Annotated in this window: 18 protein-coding genes; 7 read left to right on the forward strand and 11 right to left on the reverse strand. The window is 71.7% G+C overall.

Translation table 11 applies throughout. From position 1 onward, the window contains the following. Positions 1-128: 128 nt before the first annotated feature. The gene (locus tag J4573_RS22110) at positions 129-1,046 is read left to right on the forward strand and encodes a TIGR03619 family F420-dependent LLM class oxidoreductase (protein ID WP_208257709.1); all 918 of its coding nucleotides are present in this window, start codon (positions 129-131) and stop codon (positions 1,044-1,046) included. Positions 1,047-1,098: 52 nt separating this feature from the next. Here the strand turns inward: J4573_RS22110 and J4573_RS56160 are convergent, their stop codons facing one another. Together J4573_RS56160 and J4573_RS22120 are read right to left on the reverse strand one after the other, a co-directional pair. Beyond that, a complete protein-coding gene (locus tag J4573_RS56160; RefSeq protein WP_208257710.1) occupies positions 1,099-1,563 on the reverse strand; it encodes an Lrp/AsnC family transcriptional regulator in 465 nt (154 codons plus the stop codon). A gap of 98 nt (positions 1,564-1,661) precedes the next feature. Then, positions 1,662-2,720, reverse strand: a complete 1,059-nt coding sequence (locus J4573_RS22120; RefSeq protein WP_208257711.1) for a LacI family DNA-binding transcriptional regulator — start codon at positions 2,718-2,720, stop codon at positions 1,662-1,664. 167 nt (positions 2,721-2,887) lie between these two features. Between J4573_RS22120 and J4573_RS22125 the strand changes: the two genes are divergently transcribed. Next, positions 2,888-4,135, forward strand: coding sequence for an ABC transporter ATP-binding protein (locus J4573_RS22125; protein WP_208257712.1), 1,248 nt, complete (start codon positions 2,888-2,890; stop codon positions 4,133-4,135). A gap of 139 nt (positions 4,136-4,274) precedes the next feature. Here the strand turns inward: J4573_RS22125 and J4573_RS22130 are convergent, their stop codons facing one another. The 6 genes from J4573_RS22130 to J4573_RS22155 form a co-directional block, all read right to left on the reverse strand. Then, positions 4,275-5,168, reverse strand: a complete 894-nt coding sequence (locus tag J4573_RS22130) for a hypothetical protein (protein ID WP_208257713.1) — start codon at positions 5,166-5,168, stop codon at positions 4,275-4,277. A gap of 89 nt (positions 5,169-5,257) precedes the next feature. After that, on the reverse strand, positions 5,258-6,187 hold the full coding sequence (locus J4573_RS22135) for a carbohydrate ABC transporter permease (protein WP_208257714.1): 930 nt from the start codon (positions 6,185-6,187) through the stop codon (positions 5,258-5,260). Continuing rightward, on the reverse strand, positions 6,184-7,827 hold the full coding sequence (locus J4573_RS22140; protein WP_243773416.1) for an ABC transporter permease subunit: 1,644 nt from the start codon (positions 7,825-7,827) through the stop codon (positions 6,184-6,186). The genes J4573_RS22135 and J4573_RS22140 overlap by 4 nt, the downstream gene beginning before the upstream one ends. Before the next feature lie 69 nt (positions 7,828-7,896). After that, complete coding sequence (locus J4573_RS22145; protein ID WP_208257715.1) at positions 7,897-9,225, reverse strand: ABC transporter substrate-binding protein; 1,329 nt, start codon at positions 9,223-9,225, stop codon at positions 7,897-7,899. A gap of 38 nt (positions 9,226-9,263) precedes the next feature. Then, the gene (locus J4573_RS22150; RefSeq protein ID WP_208257716.1) at positions 9,264-10,454 is read right to left on the reverse strand and encodes an ABC transporter ATP-binding protein; all 1,191 of its coding nucleotides are present in this window, start codon (positions 10,452-10,454) and stop codon (positions 9,264-9,266) included. A 273-nt stretch (positions 10,455-10,727) separates the two neighbouring features. After that, entirely contained in the window at positions 10,728-11,837 is a 1,110-nt protein-coding gene (locus J4573_RS22155) for a M24 family metallopeptidase (RefSeq protein ID WP_372442860.1), read from the reverse strand. Between the two features lie 173 nt (positions 11,838-12,010). On the opposite strand from J4573_RS22155, the gene J4573_RS22160 reads away from it, so the two are divergent. Further along, positions 12,011-14,515, forward strand: a complete 2,505-nt coding sequence (locus J4573_RS22160; protein WP_208257718.1) for a SpoIIE family protein phosphatase — start codon at positions 12,011-12,013, stop codon at positions 14,513-14,515. Here the strand turns inward: J4573_RS22160 and J4573_RS22165 are convergent. Next, positions 14,508-15,863 carry an FAD/NAD(P)-binding protein gene (locus J4573_RS22165; RefSeq protein WP_208257719.1) on the reverse strand — a complete coding sequence of 452 codons (1,356 nt, stop codon included), beginning with the start codon at positions 15,861-15,863 and terminating at the stop codon, positions 14,508-14,510. The genes J4573_RS22160 and J4573_RS22165 overlap by 8 nt on opposite strands. 146 nt (positions 15,864-16,009) lie before the next feature. Between J4573_RS22165 and J4573_RS22170 the strand changes: the two genes are divergently transcribed. Then, positions 16,010-17,110 carry a helix-turn-helix domain-containing protein gene (locus tag J4573_RS22170; protein ID WP_208257720.1) on the forward strand — a complete coding sequence of 367 codons (1,101 nt, stop codon included), beginning with the start codon at positions 16,010-16,012 and terminating at the stop codon, positions 17,108-17,110. Positions 17,111-17,113: 3 nt separating this feature from the next. Here the strand turns inward: J4573_RS22170 and J4573_RS22175 are convergent, their stop codons facing one another. After that, positions 17,114-17,359, reverse strand: coding sequence for a hypothetical protein (locus J4573_RS22175; RefSeq protein WP_208257721.1), 246 nt, complete (start codon positions 17,357-17,359; stop codon positions 17,114-17,116). Positions 17,360-17,470: 111 nt separating this feature from the next. Between J4573_RS22175 and J4573_RS22180 the strand changes: the two genes are divergently transcribed. From J4573_RS22180 to J4573_RS22190, 3 genes are all read left to right on the forward strand, one after another. After that, positions 17,471-18,385, forward strand: coding sequence for a 5'-3' exonuclease (locus J4573_RS22180; protein WP_208257722.1), 915 nt, complete (start codon positions 17,471-17,473; stop codon positions 18,383-18,385). Positions 18,386-18,599: 214 nt separating this feature from the next. Next, positions 18,600-19,418 (forward strand): Crp/Fnr family transcriptional regulator, encoded by an 819-nt coding sequence (locus tag J4573_RS22185; RefSeq protein ID WP_208257723.1) that lies wholly within the window; start codon positions 18,600-18,602, stop codon positions 19,416-19,418. Positions 19,419-19,500: 82 nt separating this feature from the next. Next, on the forward strand, positions 19,501-20,934 hold the full coding sequence (locus J4573_RS22190) for an RNB domain-containing ribonuclease (protein ID WP_307796783.1): 1,434 nt from the start codon (positions 19,501-19,503) through the stop codon (positions 20,932-20,934). A gap of 21 nt (positions 20,935-20,955) precedes the next feature. Here J4573_RS22190 and J4573_RS22195 read toward each other — a convergent pair whose 3' ends face one another. Continuing rightward, positions 20,956-21,159 carry a hypothetical protein gene (locus J4573_RS22195; RefSeq protein WP_208257724.1) on the reverse strand — a complete coding sequence of 68 codons (204 nt, stop codon included), beginning with the start codon at positions 21,157-21,159 and terminating at the stop codon, positions 20,956-20,958. Positions 21,160-21,164: the final 5 nt, after the last annotated feature.

Below are 21,164 nucleotides of genomic sequence, written 5' to 3' on the forward strand. Positions count from 1 at the left end.
GGAATCTCACTCGATGTGCACATATTGCCAACAAGCCTCACAAAGTCTCCGGCCTTGACGCTGTAAGGTCGCGACTGAGGGGCGGTAGGGTCGGCGCCGACCGCCGAGACGACCGAGGAGGAGCGCACGTGCAGATCGGGTTCGCCGTGCCGGTGTCGGGGCCGTGGGCCACGCCGGCCAACCAGGTGCTGATCGCCCAGCAGGCCGAGGAGCTCGGCTATCACTCGCTCTGGACGCTCCAGCGACTGGTGAACCCGGCCGAGTCGACCGACCAGACCTACCGCAACGTGCCCGACCCGCTGCTGACGCTGGCCTACGTGGCCGGCTACACCAGCCAGGTCCGGCTCGGCGTCGGCGTGGTCAACATGCCGTTCTTCTCCCCCGCGATGCTGGCCAAGCAGGCCGCCACGCTCGACCACATCTGCGGCGGGCGCCTTGACCTCGGGCTCGGCCTCGGCTGGATGCCCGAGGAGTTCGCCGCCGCGGGCGCCTCGATGGAACGCCGCGGCGCCCGCGCCGAGGAGTTCCTGGCCGCGCTGCGCACGCTCTGGCACAACGAGGTCGCCGAGTTCCACGGCGAGTTCTACGACTTCCCGCCGGTCCGGATGGACCCCGCGCCGCTGCAGTCCCCCGAGCCCCCGATCCTGCTCGGCGGCGCCTCCGAGGCGGCGCTGCGCCGCGCCGGGCGGCTGGCGGCGGGCTGGATCAGCTCCAGCCGCGCCGACCTCACCGGGCTCGGCCGTTCCATCGAGATCGTCCGCGAGGCCGCCGACAAGGCCGGACGCGACTCGGCCGCGCTGCGCTTCGTCGTGCGCGGCGCCGTCCAGGTCCGCGCCGACGGCGCACCCGAGGACACCGAGCCGCGCAAGCCCCTCACCGGGTCGTACGAGGAGATCCTCGCCGACTTCGAGGCGCTCGCCGCGCAGGGCGTGACCGAGCTGTTCGTCGACCTCAACTTCGACCCGATGCTGAGCGGCCCGTCGGCCGACCCGTGGGACGCGATGTGGCTCGCGCGCGAGGCCCTGCAGGCCCTCGCCCCGCGCTAGACGCCGCTCCGCAGCGGGGCGCCTTCGCCGTCAGGCGCCGCTCCGCGTCCTCTTACGAGCCTTCGGCTTCGGGACCCTGGATCTGCGGCTGGCGGCCCTCCCAGGGCGTGCTCAGCACGACGGTGGTCCGGGTGGCGACGTTGGCCGCCGCCCGGATCTGCTGGAGCAGGTCCTCCAGCTCGTTCGGCGTGGCGACCCGGACCTTCAGGATGTAGCTCTCCTCGCCCGCCACCGAGTGGCAGGCCTCGATCGCGCTGATGTACTTCAGGCGCTCGGGCGCGTCGTCGGGCGCCGACGGGTCTATCGGCTTGATCGACACGAACGCGGTCATCGGCAGCCCCACCTGCTCGGCGTCCAGCTGCGCGGTGAACCCCTTGATGACCCCGCGTTTCTGCAGCCTGCGGACCCGCTGGTGAACGGCCGACACCGACAGGCCGGTCTCCTTCGCCAGGTCGGTGAAGCTCATGCGTCCGTCATCGGCCAGCAGCGCCAGGATCTGGCGATCGATCTCCTCCACGCGGCGAATCTAGCGTGCCTGGCGCGGCGCTGCCGAGCCGGACGTGTCACAGATCGGCACCAAGCGACTGCGAACACCGCCGCGCCGCCACCCGATCCCTACCGGCCCCGCGACCCGCGCGGCGGCCCGCAACTCCCCCGGATCAGCAGTTCCGTCGGGACCAGCACCGGTTCGCCGCGTCCCCGGCGGGCCCGATCGCGCAGCAGCAGCTCGCACGCACGGTAACCGACGTCCTGCCCGGGGCGCGCCACCGCGGTCAGCGGCGGGTCGCACAGCTCCGCCCACGGCACGTCGCCCACCATCGCGATCGAGACGTCGGCGGGCACCCGCAGGTCCAGCTCGCGCGCCACGAGCACGGCGGCCTCCCCCAGCAGGTGGCCGGACGCCAGGACCGCCGAGGCGTTCGCGCCGCCCTGCAGCAGCCCGGCCGCCGCCGCGTAGGCGCTGTCACGCTCGGGCCGCGCCGCGACCATCAGGTCCTCGTTGACCGGAACGCCGCGCTGCTTGAGCGTCTCGCGGAACGCGCCCTCCCGTACGCCCACCGAGTCACCCGCCTCAGCCGCGCCCAGGAACGCGATGCGCCGGTGCCCGAGCCCGACCAGATACTCGACCAGGGCCCGCACCCCGGCCCGGTCGTCGGTGAACACCGCCGGCGCCGCCGGAATCCCGGCCGGCGACTCCCGGTCGGCGAAGACCACGTTGCCGCCCGCCCGCAGCACCGACTCCCACGCCTCGTTACCGCCCGCCGGAACCGCGACGATCCCGTCGACGCGCTGCTCCATCATCCGGTCGGCGATCAGCGCCTCCCGTTCGGGATCACCGTGGGCGGCGTCCACGACGACGTGCTCCCCCAGCGACCGCGCGCAGTTGAGCACCCCGGCCATGAGATCGGCGTAGAACGGGTCGGTCACATCCGGCACGATCAGCCCGATCCCCCCGGTCCGCCGCGTCTTCAGGCTCCGGCCCACGGCGCTCGGGCGGTAGTCCAGCTCCTCGGCCGCCGCCCGCACCCGCTCCCGGGTCCGCGCGCTGACCGACCCACCCGAGAACACCCGCGACACCGTCGCGATCCCGACCTCGGCCCGCGCCGCCACGTCCTTGATCGTCGCCGGCCGCCCCTCGGCGTACGCGCCCTTACCGGCACCCTTCTCCGCCATCCGGCCCATCTCCTCCTCGCGTCCTCACGCCCGCGGGTCACATCCCTGCCATCTTTTCATGATCCAGACCTTGCATTGGAAACGTTTCCATGATGTTTAATCCATTCGTGAGGTAAACACCCTGTTCGGCAGGGTTCATTGGAAACGTTTCCATCGAAGGGTGCGAGATGGCCAAGATCGTGCTGGACCGGGTCGACAAGGTCTACTCGGGCGGCGTCAAGGCCGTGGACTCCCTGGATCTGGAGATCCGGGACGGCGAGTTCATGGTGCTGGTCGGCCCGTCGGGCTGCGGGAAGTCCACGGCGCTGCGGATGATCGCCGGCCTGGAGGAGATCAGCGGCGGCAAGATCTCGATCGGCGACCAGGTCGTCAACGACCTGGCCCCGAAGGACCGCGACATCGCGATGGTCTTCCAGAACTACGCGCTCTACCCGCACATGACGGTCGAGCAGAACCTGGCGTTCGGCCTCAAGCTGCGCGGCACGCCGAAGTCGGAGATCAAGCAGAAGGTGCACGAGGCCGCCAAGATGCTCGGCCTCGAGCAGTTCCTGGCCCGCAAGCCCGCCGCCCTGTCCGGCGGCCAGCGCCAGCGCGTGGCGATGGGCCGCGCGATCGTCCGCCAGCCGCAGGCCTTCCTCATGGACGAGCCGCTGTCCAACCTGGACGCCAAGCTGCGCGTGTCCATGCGCGCCTCGCTCAGCCAGCTGCACGAGCGCCTGGGCGTCACCACCGTCTACGTGACCCACGACCAGGTCGAGGCCATGACGCTCGGCTCGCGCGTCTGCGTGCTGCGCGAGGGCAAGCTCCAGCAGGTCGACACGCCCCAGCGGCTGTTCGACAACCCGGTCAACCTGTTCGTCGCGGGCTTCATCGGCTCCCCGGCCATGAACTTCGTCGAGGCCGAGCTGACCCGCGGCGACGGCGGCGCGCAGGTCGCGTTCGCCGGCTACACCCTCCCCGTCCCCGACGCGGTCATGACCGAGCGCCCGGGGCTGGAGGGCTACCTGGGCCGCAAGCTGATCCTCGGCATCCGCCCGTCGGACTTCGAGGACTCCTCGCACGCCTCCGCCGACTGGGCGCCGATGGCCGCCACCAGCAGCGTGACCGAGGAGCTGGGCAGCGAGATCAACGTCATCTTCACCATCGACGCCCCGCCGGTCGAGCACAAGGACACCGCCGACCTGGCCGAGGACGCCGCCGAGGGCGAGTCGGAGATGGCGATCCCGCTGATCGAGAACAAGGCCCTGTGGACCGCCCGCGTGAACGCCCGTTCGCACGTGCGCCCCGGTCAGGACATCGAGCTGGCCGTCGACACCCGGCGCCTGCACTTCTTCGACCCGGACACCGGCCTGGCGATCGGCCACACCGACGCCGCCGCGGTGGACACCCCCGTGGACACCCTCAAGAAGGACTGATTTCCACAGCCTGAAGGCGCCCGCGCACAGGTCGTCCGCATGTTGCCCACAGCCTCGTCCACAGGCTGTGGGCAACATGACGCGCGTCACATTCGCGACGCTTGCCCGTAACTCCCAGGTCAGCCCGTTAACCGGTGATTCAGCTGGCGTCCCAGGCGACGGGCACCGACCCGTCGTCCTCGCGCAGCACGCTCACGCCGTCGGTCGTCTTGGCGTCGCGGAAGTCGAACCACGGCTTGGCCCCGGCCGAGTCCACGGTGATCTCCCGCGCGTACCACCCGTTCTTGTCGTGCACGCCCACCCGCAGCCTCACCGGCGGCTTGCCCATGATCCCGTTGTCCGCGACGAACCCGATCGAACCCACGTCCCCCGGGTGCAGCGAGATCGGCGTCACCGCCGAAGGTCCGTTGTTCAGCTGCCCGTAGTACCGCACGGGTTCCTCCTCAGGTGGTCCCGGCTCGGCGGTGAACATCGACTTGGGCATGGGCCCCGGGTCGGTGTGATCGTTCTCCGGAACGTGACAGTGGCCAAAGTGCCCGGCCTGCTCGCGCCAGGTCGTGGTGGAACGGGAGTTGCCGGACCAGCGGGGCCAGCCGCGGGGCCAGCGGTCGGGGATGTCCCACTCGCGCATCCAGTCGACGATCTTGTCCATGCCCTTGCAGGGGGTGTCGGCGACGGTCTTGTACTTCTTGCCGCCGACCACGGCGCCGGGTGAGAAGAAGACCTCGACCTGGATGCAGGCCCTGCCCATGCGGTTGGTCTCGACGCCGCCCGACAGGTTCACCAGGGCGCGCGCGGACATGTCGGCCGGGTAGAACTGCACGGTCCTGCCGGTCCACGGGTCCCACATGATGTGCGGGGCGTAGTTCACGCGCTTCAGGTAGTCCGCGATCGCGTCGAACGACGGCATCTTGCCGCCCGGTCCGAGTTCGTCCCAGGTGATGTGCCAGACCGCGCGGGGCGGGCCGCCCACCATGTTGCTGCCGTTGTTCTCAGGACGTCGCTGGACTCCGGGCATCCAAAGATCCGCCATCGACCCTCCTGGTGGCCGTCGGAACGGCCAGGCTTGCACACCTAACAGACCTATGCCCCGAATACCTGGTTGTTACTGCAATCACTGACTCATTTGACAGAGCCCGCAAGGACGCCCTGGACGAAGTAGCGCTGGAAGGCGAAGAAGACGGCCAGGGGGACGATCAGGGACAGGAAGGCGCCGGGGGCGATGACGTCGATGTTGGAGCCGAACTGGCGTACCTGCTGCTGGATCGCGACGGTGAGGGGCTGGGAGTCGCGGTTGGCGAAGATGAGGGCGATCAGCATGTCGTTCCAGACCCAGAGGAACTGGAAGATGCCGAGCGAGGCGATCGCGGGGCCGCCGAGGGGGAAGATGACGCGGCGGAAGATGGTCCACTCCGTGCCGCCGTCCATGCGGGCCGCTTCGAGGAGGTCGCGCGGGATGCCCGCGAAGTAGTTGCGCAGCAGGAAGATGGCGAACGGCAGGCCGTAGGCGACGTGGAAGAGGATGACGCCCGGGATCGAGCCGAACATCTTGAAGCCGCCGACGTGGATGCCGCTGTAGAGCTTGGCGATCGGGATCAGGCCGACCTGGATCGGGACGACCAGCAGGCCGACCACGACCAGGAACAGCCAGTCGCGGCCGGGGAACTCGATCCATGCGAACGCGTAGGCCGCCAGCGAGGCGATGACGACGACGAGGATCGTGGTGGGGACGGTGATGAGGATCGTGTTGACGAACCCGGACGTCATGTCGTCGTTGGACAGGACGTCGGAGTAGTTCTTCAGGGTCAGCTCGGCGGGCTTGGTGAAGATCTTCCACCAGCCGCTGTCGTTGTTGTCGGTCTGGCTGCGCAGCGAGGCGATGAACAGGCCGAACGTGGGGACCAGCCAGATGACCGCGATCAGGATCAGGCCGATCTGCACCGCGCCGCCGCCGAGGCGGTTGACGATCCGCGAGGCGACGCTGCGCCGGGGCGCGCCCGCGACGCCCTTCTGGGCAGGGCCGGCGGGCGCCGTGGTGGTTTCGCTCGTCATGCCTGCTCCTGACGGAATCGGCGGATGTTGAAGACCATGGCGGGCAGGACGAGGAGGAACAGCACGACCGCGATCGCGCTGCCCACGCCCTGGTCGGCCCCTTCGCCGGTGAACGACTTCAGGTACATCTGCAGGGCCAGGACGTTGGCGTCCTGTTGTGTGGAGCCCGGCGCGATGATGTAGACGAGGTCGAAGACCTTGAGGACGTTGATGACGAGGGTGACCAGGACGACGACCAGGACCGGCGCCAGGAGCGGCATCGTGACCCGGAAGAAGACCTGGAGCTCGGTGGCGCCGTCCACGCGCGCGGCCTCGAGGGCGTCGCGCGGGATCGCGGCCAGGCCCGCGCCGATCAGCACCATCGCGAAGCCCGCCCACATCCAGATGTAGGCGCCGATGATGGACGCGGTCACCAGGTCCGAGCCGAGCCAGTTGACGCCGTTGTAGGGGGCGGCGAAGTTCGAGGCGGGCAGCCGGATCGTGTACGACCCGGCCGGCAGGTTCTTGAACGCGAAGGTGCCGTCGGCGGCGCTGGTCGCCGTCGCGACGACCTTGGTGCCCGAGACCGCCTCCACCGTGATCTTCGGCAGGCCCTTCTCGGACGCGTCGACCTGGTTGGGCTTGGCCGCGCCGCCCGGGGAGAAGTCCGCCCAGACCGTTCCAGCGACCGTGCCCGGCTTGGGCGAGGGCGCCTGCGCGGGCGACAGCTTCTTCTGCATCTCCGGCGTGACCGCCACCAGCGGCAGCAGCACGGTCTGGCCGGGCTGGACCTGCGCCTGGGTGGCGAACGCCTTGCCCTCGGCGCGCAGCGGGCCGCCGCTCTCACGCGGCCGGACGCCCGGGTAGTGCGACGCCTCCTTGAAGGTGTCGTGCACGCCGACCGCGGCCGCGTTCAGCACGCCGCGCTCGGGCGCCCGGTCGTACACCAGCGTGAAGATCACACCGGCGGCCAGCATCGAGATGGCCATCGGCATGAACACGATGAGCTTGAACGCGGCGGCCCACCGGATCCGCTCGGTGACGACCGCGAACACCAGGCCGAGCGCCACGATGACCGACGGCGCGACGACGACCCAGATCAGGTTGTTGCGGAACGCGACGTACATCTCCGAACGTGCCGACAGCAGCGCGTAGGAGAGGACCTCGACGGCCAGCAGCACCAGCAGCGTGATGACGACGCGGCGCCAGGCCATGATGCTCAGCGCCCCGGCGCACACGACGCCGGCCGCGACGAGCAGCAGCAGGAAGCTGACGACGATCTTCCCCGGGCTGGAGCCCCAGCTGAGGGTCACGTCGTCGGTGAACATGTCGATGTAGTTGCCGAGCCAGACCAGCTTGTCGCCCGACGCGTCGTACAGGCTGCGCCAGACGGTGTAGACGATCGGGTAGACCACCAGCAGGCCCAGCACCAGCAGCGCCGGGATCAGGAACCCGCCCGCCATCCAGGGCGCCGGGCCCAGCCGCCCGCTCGCGGCGGACGACTGGGCCGACGGCTTGGCCGCCGGCGCCGCAGCCGATGCCTCGGCGGACGTCCCGGAGGACGGCGCCTTGGACGGCTTGGCCGTGGAGACGGACGACTGGTCCGTTGACCGTTCCCCGGAGGGCTCGGACCCGGCCGGACTCTCCGGGGTGTCGGTCATGCGCTTCTCCGTCTGTCCCGTACGACTCTTCGGCTACTACTGCGGCTTTCAGCGATTCCTACGGCGGTGTTACTTCATCGCCTTGGTGGCGTCCGCCTCGAGCCCGGCGGCCGTGGCGTCCACGCTCGACGGGTTCTTCAGGAAGTCCTGCAGGCGCTTCCACTCGCCCGAGCCCTTGGTGCCGCCGAACGCGGCGGGGTACAGGTCGGACATGTCGAACAGGAAGTTGTCGCCCGAGTCGATGACGGCCTTGGCGTTCGCCCGCTGGATGTCGTCGGGGTAGGACGCCAGGTCCACGTTCTTGTTCGGCGAGATGTAGCCGCCCGCCTTGGCCCACTCGGCCGCCGACTCCGGCGAGGCCAGGAACTTCATCAGCTCCTGCGAGCCCTTGTTGTCCTTCAGCATGACCGCGGCGTCACCGGCGCCGACCAGCGGCGGCTGCGCGCCCACCTTCGGGAACGGGAACACCTTGGCGTCGGTGCCGACCTTGGACTTGGTCTCGCCGCCGATCGTCGCCGAGACCACGTCGGCGCCCGAGACCATCGCGGCCTTGGGGCTGTCGCCGAAGACGCTGGTGACGGCCTGGGTCATCAGCAGCGACTGGGCGCCGGACGCGCCGCCCGCCATGTTGGTGGGCTTGCCCCACACCTGGGCGAGCGTCTTCAGCGCCTCCTTGACCGACGGGTCGGTCCACTTGATCTCGTGCTTGGACAGCTGGCGGTACTTGTCGACGCCGGCCTGCGAGGCGTAGACGTTCTCGAACCAGTCGGTGAGCGTCCAGCCGTCGCCGCCCGCGATCGCCAGCGGTGTGGTGCCCGCGTCCGACAGCGTCTGCACGGTCTTGGCGAACCCGGCCCAGTCGGTCGGCGGCTGCACGCCGGCGTCGTCGAACGCCTTGGCGCGGTACCAGACCAGCGACTTGTTGCCGGACTTGAAGTAGACGCCGTACAGCTTGCCGTCCACGGTGCCGAAGTCCTGCCAGACCTTGGCGTAGTTGGCCTGCACGGCCTGCTGGACCTCGGGGCTCAGCGGCTTGATCCAGTTCTTCTTCGCGAACTCGGCGATGACGCCCTGCTGCGGCAGCATCGCGATGTCCGGCGGCGCGCCGCCCTGGATCTTGGTCTGGAGGAACGTGGCGGTGCTGTCACCGGTCGGGGTCAGCTTGACCGTCGCGCCGGTCTTCCTCTCGAAGGCGCTGAGGACCCGCTTCATGCCGGCGCCCTCAGCGCCGGTCCACACCGCGGCCAGCTCCAGGTTGACGCCCTTCAGGGACTGGCCGCCGGAGCCGCCGCCCTTGTCGCCCTTGTCGTCGTCCCCGCCGCCGCACGCGGCGAGGGCCAGGGAGAGACCGGCGACCAGGGCGGTGCCCCGGAGCACGGTAAGTCGGTTGCTGCGCATCTTTAGTCAGGTTCCTTCCTGGACGACGGTCACGCCGATCACCAGATCGACGCGCCGCTCTCGGGGTCGAAGAAGTGCAGGCGGCCGGTGTCGACCTGAACGGCAAGCGGGTCGCCCACCTTGACGCGGGTGCGCGGGCTGAACCGCGCCACCATGTCGGTGCGGGGCGCTTCGAGCTTGCCCAGCACGTCGGTCCCGGCGTCGCGGGCCAGCTCCTTGGTGTCCTCGGTGACGACCTGGGCTGCCTCGACCGCGAAGTGCACGAGGACGTCGGAGCCCATGGCCTCCACCAGTTCGGCGGTGGCGGTGAGGCGGGCGTTCTGCGGCCCGTCCACCAGCTCGACGTCCTCCATGTCCTCGGGACGGATCCCGATGACGACGTCCCTGCCGAGGTAGGAGCGCAGTTCGCTGCGCTGGTCGAGCACCTCGGACGGGATCGTCAGGCTTTGGCCGCCGACGTCGATCCGCGGGGTGTCCGCGTCGCCGGTCAGCGTGCCGTGAAGCAGGTTCATGGCCGGTGAGCCGATGAAACCGGCCACGAACAGGTTCGCGGGCCGGTCGTAGAGCTCCTGCGGGGGCGCCACCTGCTGGAGCTCGCCCTTCTTCATCACCGCGACCCGGTCGCCGAGCGTCATCGCCTCGGTCTGGTCGTGGGTGACGTAGATCGTGGTGACGCCGAGGTCGCGCTGGATGCGGGCGATCTCGGCGCGCATCTGCACGCGCAGCTTGGCGTCCAGGTTCGACAGCGGCTCGTCCATCAGGAAGGCCTTGGGCGAACGGACGATGGCGCGGCCCATCGCGACCCGCTGCCGCTGCCCGCCCGACAGGTTGCGTGGCTTGCGGTCCAGGTGGTCGGTGAGGCCGAGGATCTCGGCGGCCTCCTCCACCTTCGTGCGGATCTCGGCCTTGGGCAGCTTGCGCAGCGAGAGCCCGAACCCGATGTTGTCGCGCACCGACAGGTGCGGGTAGAGCGCGTAGCTCTGGAAGACCATGGCGACGTCGCGGTCGCGCGAGGGGATGCGGTTCACGACCCGGCCGTCGATGACGACCTCGCCCTCGGAGATCTCCTCCAGGCCGGCGACCATCCGCAGCGCGGTCGTCTTGCCGCAGCCGGAGGGGCCGACCAGCACGAGGAACTCCCCGTCGGCGATGGCCAGGTTCAGATCGGTGACCGCCCTGGTCCCGTCGGGATAGACCTTCCCGACACCCGTCAGGTCGACCTCTGCCACGGCGTCTCCTCTGCGTCCGGCCATCGAGCCCTGTCGCCGGTGGACATATGCCTGTAACCCCGGCGGAACAGTGAATAGATGTCGTACAGGGCTGCGGTGCCGCGCCGCAATATGCCGATCGCAAAAGTGCGCCATTCGCGTAGAGATCGTTATGTGGCCGATCACCGCACGCCGCGAGGTGGACCGGTGAACGCCGCGAAGGCGGGACCCCTCCCCGGGATCCCGCCTTCACACTGCTCGATGGGCGCTTCGCGCTGCTCGACGAGCCTCGGGTCAGCCGACCACCACCACGTCCCGGTCGGTGAGGTTCATGCGCTCGCAGCCGTCCTCGGTGCAGACCGCGATGTCCTCGATGCGGGCGCCGTGCTCACCGGGGTAGATGCCCGGCTCGATGGAGAACGCCATGCCCGGCTCCAGCGGCTCGGTGTTGCCCGAGACGATGTAGGGCTCCTCATGGGTCTCCAGCCCGATGCCGTGTCCGGTCCGGTGGATGAAGTACTCGCCGTAGCCGGCGGCGGCGATGACGTCTCGGCCCGCGGCGTCCACGGCCTCGGGCGTCACGCCGGGCTTCACCGCGTCGCAGGACGCCTGCTGCGCCTCCCGCAGCACCCGGTAGTAGGTGAGGTAGTCCCCGGGCGGGGTGCCGATGCAGTAGTTGCGCGTGGAGTCCGAGCAGTAGCCGCTCGGCATCGTGCCGCCGATGTCGACCACGACGGGCTCGCCGGGCTGGATGACCCGGTCCGAAAGCTCCGCGTGCGGGTTGGCGCCGTTCGGGCCGGAGCCGACGATGACGAAGTCGACCGTCTCGTGGCCCTCGGCGATGATGGCGTCGGCGATGTCGCGGCCGACCTCCCGTTCGGTACGGCTCGGGCGCAGGAAGCCGGGCACGCGCTGGTGCACGCGGTCGATAGCGGCGCCCGCCTCGCGCAGCGCCGCGACCTCGGCGGCGCTCTTGCGCATCCGCAGCCCCCGCAGCACCTTGCCGGCCAGGACCTGCTCGGCGGCGGGCAGCGCGGCGCGGAAGCGCAGCACCATCATCGCCCACATCCGGTCGGCCAGGCCGACGCTGTTCACCCCCTGAGGCAGCCGCTTGGCGACCAGCGCGTACGGGTCGTCGGTCTCGTCCCAGGGCACGAGCTCGACGCCCAGCCCGCCGGCCGGCGACTCCTGGGCCGCGGGCAGCTCGAGCCGCGGCACCACCAGGAACGGGTCGCCCGCCGCCGGAACCACCAGACAGGTCAGCCGCTCCAGCGGCAACGCGTTATAGCCGGTGACATAGCGCAGGTCCGGCCCCGGCGTCAGGAACAGGGCGCCCAGCCCTGACTCGGCCGTGGCTTTCTGCACCTGCGCGAGGCGCTCGCGTGGATACAACTCCGTCGTCACATCCATCTCCATCTCAGGTCGCGGTGTCAACCGCCGCTTGACATCAGGCGCGGAACGGATTTACCGCTTCCTCCCTCCCCTGTGACCAGGTCCTGTTACATTCTGTACGTGCTCCGACACCGGATCGTCCGCTTCGGATTCGCCTCCAGGATCTCAGGGACCAGGATGCGCTGATGCAGCAGACCCAGACCGTCGCCCTCGCCGCCACCGTGGAGCGGCTGCGCCGTGAGCTGGAGGACCAGCGGCGCGAGCTGCGCTCCCGCACGGTGATCGAGCAGGCGAAGGGGCTGCTGGCCGAGCGCCTGGGCTGCGGCGTCGAGTCCGCCTACGACCATCTGCTGCAGCTGGCCGCCGACGCCGACGTGGAGCCCGCGGTCGCGGCGGCGCTGCTGCTCGGCACCGATATCGGCTCCGCCGAGGAGCCCCGGCACCGGGCCACCTCGATCTTCGACCCCGCCACCTACCTCGCGCCGCTCGCGAACGGCACGTCCGACGGCTCCCCCGGCACCACCGCCGGTGGCGCCACCAATGGCACCACCGGCGGGACGCACCCGACGGGCGGACATAACGGGTCGAACGGCGTCAATGGGGCGAACGGCTCGACGCTGGCCGACGGCGCCCCCGTGCACGCCCGCGCCGACGAGGACCACGTCGAGGGCGACGGCGAGCTGACCCCGCCGCTGGCCGCCGCACGGCACCTGGCCTCGGCCGCGTTCGCCGCCGCGCGCAGCGCCGACGAGCTCGCGCGCCGCCTCACCGACGAGGCGCTCGGCTGGCTCGGCGCCCGCGCCGCGATCCTCACCGTGATGGAGCCCGACGGCGCGCTGCGGGTCGGCGGCTCGTACGGGCTGCCCGCGCACGTGGTCAGCGAGTGGACCCGCATCCCCCCGCACACCAACGTCGGCCTGGTCCGCACGGTCCGCACCGGCACGCCGCTGTGGTCGGCCGACACCACCCGCCTGGCGGTGGTCGGCGAGGCAGCCAAGCTCAGCGGCCCCTACTCCTGCCTGCCGCTGATCGTCGGCGGCAAGATCGTCGGCGCCGCCGAGATCACCTGGTCGCAGCCGCCCGACCCCGACGACGGCACCCGCCGCTACGTCCGTTCGGTCATCGCGGCCTGCGCGCGGCGGCTCCTCGAGCTGGCCCCCGAGACCACCGCCGCGACCGAGGCGCCGTGGCTGCGCGCGGTGCTGGACGCCGTGCAGGGCCCGTGCGCGCTGATGTCCCCGATCCGCGACGAGTCCGGCCGCGTGGTCGACTTCCACGTCGACGCGGTCAACTCCGACGCGACCGACCTGCCCGGCCACCGTCCCGAGGACCTCGTCGGCGTCCGGCTGCTTGAGCAGTACCCCGCGCTCGCGGTCACCGACGTCTTCCAGGAGTACGTGAAGGTCCTGGAGACCGGCGTACCACTGCGCCGCGGCCCGCGCGACTACGCCAGCCTCGACAATGGCAAGCTGGTCCCGGCCACGCTCAGCGTGCGGGCCTGCCGCGTCGGCGGCGGCCTGCTGGCCAGCTGGCAGTTCCACGACGACTCGACCGACCTGGCCGCCCAGCTCCAGCAGGCGCAACGGCTCGGCAACCTCGGCTGGAGCCGCTGGGACCTCACCACCGGCGACATCCGCTGGTCCGACCAGCTCTACACGATCCTGGGCAGGCCGCGCTCCGAGGGCCCGGTGCCGCTGGAACGCCTCGCCGACTACGTCGTGCCCGAGGACCTCCCGCACGCCGAGCACCTCATGCGCACGCTGCTGGGCCGCCGCGAGGCAGCCGATCTGGAGCTGCGCGTCCGCGTCGGCCGCGACGTACGGCACCTGCGGGTGATGGCCGAGCCGGTGCTGGACGCCCTCGGCGAGCCGATCGCGCTGCACACGGTGTTCCAGGACGTCAGCCAGCGCCGCCGCTCGGACGCGATGCTGGCGGCGACCCGCCAGGAGCTGAAGCGCGAGCGCCGCCGCATCGCCGAGGAACGCCACATCGCCGTCGAGCTGCAGCGCGCGATCCTGCCGCTGCCGCGCGGCCCCCGGCAGCTGCCCGGCCTGCAGGTCGCCGTCCGCTACCTGCCCGCGCAGAGCCAGACCCGTGTCGGCGGCGACTGGTACGAGGCCTCCGCGCTCGCCGACGACGAGGTCTTCCTGGCGATCGGCGACGTGTCCGGGCACGGCCTGGCCGCCGCCGCGGCGATGGCGCGGATGCGCAACGCCCTCAGCGGGCTCGCCTGCACCGGCGCCTCCCCCGACCAGCTGCTGCGGTGGCTCAACCGCCTGCTGATGCAACGCCACCAGTCCCTCACCGCCAGCGTGATCGCCGGCCGGTTCGACCCGGTCAGCCGCACCCTCACCTGGGCGCAGGCCGGGCATCCCCCGCCGGTGCTGCTGCGCGACGGCAAGGCCGAGATGCTCGACACCCCCGACGGGGTGCTGCTCGGAGCGCTCGACGAGCCGCCGCTGGCGCTGGCCGACACCCGCCTGGAGCCGGGCGACCTGCTGCTGTTCTACACCGACGGTCTCGTGGAGCGCCGCGACCGCGACCTCACCGACGGGTTCCGGGTGCTGCGGGAGGCGGCCGAGGCCCACTCCGACGCGAGCCCCGACCTCCTCATCGACCGCGTGCTGCAGGCGGTCGGCGCGGCCAACCCCAACGACGACACCTGCCTGCTGGCCGTCCAGATCAGGTGAGCGCGGCCCCGATCGCCCGGGCCGCCGCCGCGCCCTGAGCCGCCACTCCAGGGATGCCCGAGGTGATGAACGGCCCGTCCCCGGCGAGGTCGCCCACGATGTGCACGCGGGGATCGGCCGGGACCAGCCCGCCGGAGGGGTAAGGCGCCGCCAGGCGCTCGTCCACCAGCGAGGCGGCAAGCTCGGCGGCACCGCCCGGGATCGAGTGCGGCGGCGGGTTCACGGCGTTGACCACCACGTCCGCGGCGTTCGGCCCGATCCCGGCGGCGCCGCGCACGACGCTGAGCTGACCCGAGTCGAACAGCTCCAGCAGGCGCGCCGCGTTCACCGGCACCATCGGCGAGGCGACCCCGGTGGCGACGCGGGACCATGCCCGCAGCCGTTCCCGGTCGGCCTCGCCGAGCAGCCGCCACGCGTGCGGGCCGACCGTGTGCGCCGTCTCCTGCACCACCCGCCGCCCGATCTCGGGCCCGTCGATATCGGCGAGCTGCCGGCGCAGCCGCGCCACCGGGTCCTCCGTCCACGCGCCGCGCAGATCCTCGACCAGCGCGCCCAGGTCCTCGCCCGCCTCGGCCATCTCCGCCCGCAGCAGGCCCTCCAGCCCGTCCAGCGTGACCTCCCCGAGCGCCTGCACTCGTTCGACGGTGACGTGCCTCGGCCGGTACGGGCCGGGGCGCTGCCAGACGTAGGGCAGCATGCCGGTCCGCGACACCAGCGAGATCGGCCCGGTGTGGCCGCGCGCGGCCAGTGACACCACCACGTCGATGGCGGTGAGCCCGCTGCCGATCACCATCACCTCGCGATCCGGCGCCACGTTCTCCAAGGTCCGGGCGAGCGGATACGGATCGCCTATGTAGCCGGGCGTTCCCTCAAGCCCGTAGTGGTCGCGGGGCCGGCCTCCGCCCACGCACAGCGCCACCTGATCCGCCAGGTGCACGCTCCCGTCGCTCGTGCGCAGCGCCAGACGGCCTCCCGCCCGCGTCACCGCCACGACCGCCGACTCCACCACCCGTACCCCGAGCTCGGCGGCCGCCTTCTCCGCCGTGTCCTCCAGATACCGGCCGTACAGGGGGCGCGGAACGATCGGGTGCCCGAGCCGTTCGTCCATGTGCTCCGTGGCACGCGCGCCCAGCCAGGCGGCGTAGTGGTCACGGTCGCCGTGCCGGATCGACATGATCGCGGGCGGCACGTTGACCAGCACCGAATCCAGGTCCGGCCCGTACGGCCGCCCCCTCCACAGGTGCGGCGAGGGCTCGAAGACCGTGACCGGTCCCGACGTCCCGGCCCGCGCCAGCGCGTCCAGCAGTCCCACTGCGGCGGCACCGCCGCCGATGATCGCAATGTCCATGCCCGTCAGCCTCGCCGCGCCGCCGGGCCGTCCCCATCCCCCTGACGCGGGCGTTCGCCCGGGAATGACCCCCTCACATGAGGGGTTGGCCCGGACACGAAGGCTCGCGCACGCTGGGAACGCGATCACCTGACGAAGGAGGCCCGATGGGCGGACGGCGCGGCGGCGTCGACGTGCTGGCCGGAACCGACCGCGCGGCCGACGCGACCGACCTGTTCACCCGTGCCTCGGCGAGGCTGCGGCGCAGCGTGCCGTTCGACGCGGCGGTGTGGGCGGCGACCGACCCCGAGACCGGCCTCATCACGGCGCCGATGCTCGTTCAGGGCCTGGGCGACCGTGAACGCTGCGCCGAGTACTGGCAGAGCGAACTGCTGGAGGAGAACGTCCTGCCGTTCCGCGATCTGGCCCGCGCCGACGTGCCCGCGGCCGGACTGCGCGCAGCGACCGGCGACGCCCCGGCCCGCAGCGACCGCTTCCGGACACTGCTGAGTCACCAGGGCGTGCACGACGAACTGCGCGCGGTGCTGCGTACGGGCGGACGCCCGTGGGCCGTGGTCAGCCTGTTCCGCTCCGAGAACGGCGCGGCGTTCAGCCGCCACGACGCCGAGCTCGTCGCGGGCCTGTCCGGGCCGATGGCCTCGCGCCTGCGGCGCTTCGCCCGCCCGTCAGTGCCGACGGCGGCAACGACGATGCCGGGCGTGCCCGGTCCGGGACTGGTGCTGTTCGACCCGTCCGGCGCCGCCACCTCGATCAACGACGAGGCACGCGAGCACCTGGCCGCGCTGCCGCCCGGACCCTCGGTGCCGTCCGCGCTCGGCGTCCGGCTGCCGATCTGGGTCCTCGGCACAGCGTTGCAGGCGCGGGCCGTCGCACGCGGCCGAGACCGCGGCGACGCCCGCACCCGCATCCGCACGACCGACGGGCGCTGGCTGGTCTGCCACGCCTCCGGCCTCACCGGACCCGGCGGGTCGCCCGGCCCGGTCGCGCTGGTGATCGAGCCGGCGGCGGCGTCCGACCTGGCGGTCATCGTCGCCGAGGCGTACGGGCTGACACCGCGCGAGCTGGAGATCACCCAGCTCATCGCGCGGGGCCTGCCCACCGGCGAGATCGCCGCGCGGCTGTTCATCTCGCCGCACACCGTCCGCGATCATCTCAAGGCGGTGTTCGAGAAGGCGGGGGTGTCCAGCAGAGGGGAACTGGTCGCGCGGCTGTTCGCCGAGCAGTACTGGCCGCGGGCGCGCGGCTGACGGTCAGCTCTGGACCGTTTCGGCCTGGGCCTGCAGCGGGGTGCCCTGGGCGTCCCGCGGCCTGGCGAGCGGGGTCACCCGCATCCGCGTGTAGAGGCCCCAGACGGCGGTCACCGCGGCGACCACGATGTCGAGATCGAACACGCCTTCATGAGCGACGAAGGCGCGGTAGAGCATGGCGACGGCCGCGTACACGGCCGCGATCGTCGAGCCCACGAGGGCAGGCTCGAGCTTGAGAACGGGGGGCATGGGGTTCCGACTTCCTACGAGCAGGGCTTTCACCTAGGGATATGCCCGCGAACCACGATCACGACGCGTCGGGAGGACTTCCGATCCGCGTTTATATAAGCTGTTCGCCTCATGTTGATGCTGCTGGACACACCGTCGTTGTACTTCCGCGCCTTCTACGGCGTGCCCGAGTCGATCAAGGCGCCGGACGGCACGCCGGTGAACGCCGTCCGCGGCCTGATCGACATGATCGCGCGGCTGGTCCAGGACCGGTCGCCCGACCGGCTGGTCTGCTGCATGGACGCCGACTGGCGGCCCGCGTTCCGGGTGGAGGCGCTGCCCTCCTACAAGGCGCACCGGGTGGCCGACGACGGCGGCGACCAGACCCCCGACCCGCTCGAGGCCCAGCTGCCGATCATCGACGACGTGCTGGACGCGCTCGGCCTCGCGCGCATCGGCGTGGCGGGCTACGAGGCCGACGACGTCATCGGCACGCTCGCCGTGCGGGGCGCCGCCGACGGCGCGGTCGACATCGTCACCGGCGACCGCGACCTGTTCCAGCTGGTCGACGACGGCGGCCCGGTGAAGGTGCTCTACACCGCGCGCGGCATCCGCAACCTGCAGATCATGGGCGAGGACGAGGTCGCGGCCAAGTACGGCATCCCCGGCCGCGGCTACGGCGACTACGCCACCCTGCGCGGCGACCCGAGCGACGGCCTGCCGGGCGTTCCGGGGATCGGCGACAAGAGCGCCGCCGCCCTCATCACCCGGTTCGGGTCGGTCGAGGGCATGCTGGCCGCGCTGGACGCGGGCGAGACCGACGGGTTCCCGGCCGGCGCCCGCCGCAAGCTCGAGGGTTCACGCGACTACCTGGCCGCCGCCGAGACGGTCGTCCGCGTCGTCACCGACATCGACGACCCGGATCTGGCCAAGCTGGACGACCGGCTGCCGAAGACGCCCCGCGACCCCGAGGCGCTGGTCGAACTCGCCGACCGCTGGAACCTCGACAGCCCGGTGAACCGCCTGCTCAACGCGATGGCGGGCTGACCCGGCGGTGACCACCACCTGGCCTCTGTGTCAGGTGACGCAGACAGGCCGGTCTCGCGGGCGCAGCATGGCGATCAATGGCGGGCTTTCCTGGACATGTGAGCAGCGAACCCGTTGGGCAGCCGGTACCCGCGGCACTGGGCCTCATCGCCCCACTCCCCCCATCTGTCGTGGGTACCGGTCCACAATGGGCTTGCCAGACCATGCGCGCCGAATGTCCACTGGAGATGACGCCGACCCGAACGGATCCCCGGTGATCGAAAGGACCACCCCGCGCGGCGCCCCGGCCGCCGCCCCGACACACGACAGCACCCAGGGCCCGCCTGCGGGCGGCACCTGGGAGAGCTTCTGGAGCGCGCTCGACGAGCTCCAGCGCACAGCCCTGCGCAAGGCCGGACGGCCGCGCGCCTACACGGCCAAGTCGCCCCTGTGCTACCAGGGCGAGGAGTCCGACCACATCATCATCATTCAGGACGGCTGGGCCAAGGTGACCTCCACCACCGAGGACGGCCACGACGTCGTGCTGGCGGTGCGCGGTCCGGGGGACCTGGTCTGCGAGAGCGCCGTGCTCGGCAGCCGGAGCCGGTCGGCGACGCTGACGGCGCTCAGCCCGCTGCAGGCACTGGTCGTCCCGGCCGCCCGCTTCACCGCGTTCCTGGACGGCCATCCGCGCGCCTGGATGCTGGTCAGCAGCACGCTGGTCCGACGCCAGGACGAGGCGGGCCGCCGCCTGGAGGCGCACGTGTGGGCCAAGGGCACGCAGCGGCTGGCGCTGCTGCTGGCCGACCTGGCCGAGCTGTCGGCCCGGCACGGCCCCGCCGTCGCCGACGGCAGCGTCGACATCGCGCCGCCGCTGTCCCAGGAGGAGCTCGGCAGCTGGATGGACGCCTCGCGGGAGACCGTGGCGCGTGCCCTCAGCGAACTGCGCGCCAAGAAGCTGGTCCGCACCGGCTGGCGCCGCATCACCGTCGTCGACCTGCCCGGACTCAGGGAGTTCGCGCACACGCCCGCCGCGGCGCCGGGTGACGGCTGACGAGGGCCGCGAGCCGCGGCTTTGCCAGGAAGATCGAGGCGCTTTGCCCGATCTTGCAGGCACGGTCCCCTACTCTCGGGGAGTGCCCCATCGGCCCATTCGCCTCCGCAACGAGGAGGCCGACACCGAGGTCCGCGCAGGACTGGACCGGATCCGCCAGGAGATGGCGGTGCCCGGCGCGTTCCCCGAAGCGGTCCGCGCCGAGGCCGAGGCCGCTGCCATGCGGGCGCCCGCGCCGGTTCCGGACGTCCTCGATCTGCCGTTCTTCACCATCGACCCGCCAGGCTCGATGGACCTGGACCAGGCCATGCACCTGGAGCGGCGGCCGGGCGGACACCGCGTGCACTACGCGATCGCCGACGTCGCCTCGTTCGTCACGGCGGGCGGCGCGATCGACGCCGAGGCCCATCTGCGCGGCGTCACCCTCTACCTGCCCGACGAGAACGCGCCGCTGCACCCGCGCCGGCTGTCGGAGGGCGCGGCGAGCCTGCTGCCCGGCGAGCGGCGCCCGGCGGTCGTCTGGACGATCGACATCGACGGCTCCGGCACGATCACGGACGTCGCGGTCCGCCGGGCCCTGGTCACCAGCCGCGACCGGCTCGACTACGACGGCGCCCAGCGCGAGGCGACCGCCGACGAGCGCATCGTCCTGCTCGCCGAGATCGGAACGGTCCTGCTGGAGGCCGAGGCGGCGCGCGGCGGCGTCAGCCTGCCGCTGCCCGAGCAGGAGGTCGTGCGGACCGACGGGTCGTGGGAGCTGGCGTTCCGCGGCGGCCTGCCCAGCGAGACGTGGAACGCGCAGATCTCCCTGCTCACCGGGCGGGCCGCCGCGCGGCTGATGCTGGACGGCGGGATCGGGCTGCTGCGCACGATGCCGGCCCCGCCCGCCGACGCCGTGGAGCAGCTGCGGCGGGTCGCCGAGGCGCTCGGCATCGACTGGCCCAAGGACCGTTCCTACGGCGCGGTCGTCCGCGACCTGGATCCGGAGAACTCGCGGCACGCGGCGTTCCTGCACGAAGCCGTCGGGCTGATGCGCGGCGCCGGCTACACCGCGTTCACCGGCGGACCGCCCGCGGACGAGAACGCGGTCGTGCACGCAGCGGTCGCGGCGCCGTACGCGCACGTCACCGCGCCGCTGCGGCGCCTGGCCGACCGCTACGTGACCGAGATCTGCCTGGCGCTGGCGGCGGGCACGCCGGTGCCCGAATGGGCGCGTGCGGGCCTGCCGGACCTTCCGGAGGTCATGCAGCGCAGCCTCCAGCGCAGCGGCTCGGTCGAACGCGCCTGCATCGACCTGGTGGAGTCGCTGCTGCTGCGCGACCAGGTCGGGAAGGTCTTCGACGCCGTCGTCATCGACGTGTCCGGCAACGGCTCGGGCGGGCTCGTCCAGCTGTTGTCGCCGGCCGTGCTGGCCCGCTGCGACGGCGACGGCCTGCCGCTCGGGGAGCCGGTGAAGGTGCGGCTGGAGGAAGCGGACCCGGCACGCCGCCAGGTCCGCTTCTCGTTCTCCGGCTGAACGTCCCTGCCGGGCGGCGCGTCACCGCCTCCGGCGCGTCCGCGTCCTGGTCTTCGCGAACGACCGGCGCCAGTTCGTGGACGTTCCGAATCCGGCCATGTGCAGGGCGAGCAGCAGCAGGCCGAGCGTGATGAGCGTCTGGTAGTCGAAGGCGTCCGAGGTGACGTCCGCCAGGTCGAACAGCAGAGCTATGGCGAAGACGATCGCAGCGACGACCGCGAGCATGGCGA

The sequence above is a fragment of the Actinomadura barringtoniae genome, from assembly GCF_017573505.1.
GTDB classification, from domain to species: Bacteria; Actinomycetota; Actinomycetes; order Streptosporangiales; family Streptosporangiaceae; genus Spirillospora; species Spirillospora barringtoniae.